Source organism: Streptomyces niveiscabiei (genome assembly GCF_001419795.1).
Classification (GTDB): Bacteria; Actinomycetota; Actinomycetes; order Streptomycetales; family Streptomycetaceae; genus Streptomyces; species Streptomyces niveiscabiei.
On record NZ_LIRL01001000.1, the window covers coordinates 1 to 1,554 of the forward strand.

1 protein-coding gene is annotated in these 1,554 nt (G+C 69.6%); it reads left to right on the forward strand.

Annotated elements, in window-relative coordinates:
* Positions 1–106: 106 nt before the first annotated feature.
* A partial coding sequence (locus AOK24_RS38650) for a phosphocholine-specific phospholipase C (RefSeq protein ID WP_055724608.1) occupies positions 107–1,554 on the forward strand: 1,448 nt, incomplete at its 3' end.

A 1,554-nucleotide genomic window follows, 5' to 3' on the forward strand; every position in this document is an offset into this window, starting at 1 on the left:
GAGACAGGCCCCACCCCGCTCGTTCGGCCCCCCTCGCGACACTCCTGGCGCACGCGTTCCGACACGAACCGGCCGGAAGTAGTCCGCCCAGGTCGAGAGGTCACCCATGTCAGAGGTCAACCGGCGCCGCTTTCTCCAACTCGCGGGTGCCACCACGGCGTTCACCGCGCTGTCCGGGAGCATCGAGCGGGCCGCGGCGCTGCCCGCGAACCATCGGACGGGGTCGATCGAGGACGTCGAGCACATCGTCGTCCTGATGCAGGAGAACCGCTCCTTCGACCACTACTTCGGCCGGATGCGCGGCGTCCGCGGCTTCGGCGACCCGCGTCCGGTCGTCACCCGCAAGGACGGCAAGCCGGTCTGGTACCAGTCGGACGGCAAGAAGGACGTCCTCCCCTTCCGCCCCGACCACGACGACCTGGGCCTCGCCTTCGTCCAGGACCTCCCGCACGGCTGGAACGACGGCCACGCCGCGTTCGACGGCGGCAAGTACGACCAGTGGGTCCCCGCCAAGGGCTCCACGACGATGGCGTACCTGGAGCGCGGCGACATCCCCTTCCACTACGCGCTCGCCGACTCCTTCACCATCTGCGACGCCTACCACTGCTCGTTCATCGGCTCGACCGACCCCAACCGGTACTACCTGTGGACGGGGTACACCGGCAACGACGGCAAGGGCGGCGGCCCGGTCCTCGGCAACGACGAGGCCGGGTACTCCTGGACGACGTACCCGGAGCGCCTGGAGAAGGCGGGCGTCTCCTGGAAGATCTACCAGGACACCGGCGACGGCCTCGACAAGGCGGGCGGCTGGGGCTGGATCCAGGACGCCTACCGGGGCAACTACGGTGACAACTCGCTGCTGTACTTCACCCAGTACCAGAACGCGAAGCCCGGCGACGCCCTCTACGAGAAGGCCCGCACCGGCACGGACGCCAAGAACGGCGAGGACTACTTCGCGCGCCTCAAGGCCGACGTCAAGGCGGGCACGCTCCCGCAGATCTCCTGGATCGTCGCCCCCGAGGCGTTCACCGAGCACCCCAACTGGCCCGCGAACTACGGTGCCTGGTACGTCTCGCAGGTCCTCGACGCGCTCACCTCGAACCCCGAGGTGTGGTCGAAGACGGCCCTGTTCATCACGTACGACGAGAACGACGGCTTCTTCGACCACGTCGTACCCCCCTTTGCGGAGGAGGGCCGCTCGACGGTCGAGACCGGCCCCGACGTCTTCAAGGGCGACGCCGCCGGGCACGTCCCCGGCCCGTACGGGCTCGGCCAGCGCGTCCCGATGATCGTCGTCTCGCCCTGGAGCAAGGGCGGTTACGTCTGCTCCGAGACCCTCGACCACACCTCGGTCATCCGGTTCATGGAGCGCCGCTTCGGCGTCCACGAGCCCAACATCTCGCCCTGGCGGCGCGCGGTCTGCGGCGACCTGACGGCCGCGTTCGACTTCTCCCGCAAGGACGTCCGCCCGGTCACGCTGCCCTCGACGGCTTCCTACGAGCCCGCCGACCGGAACCGGCACCCCGACTACGTCCCGACCCCGCCGGCCCACCC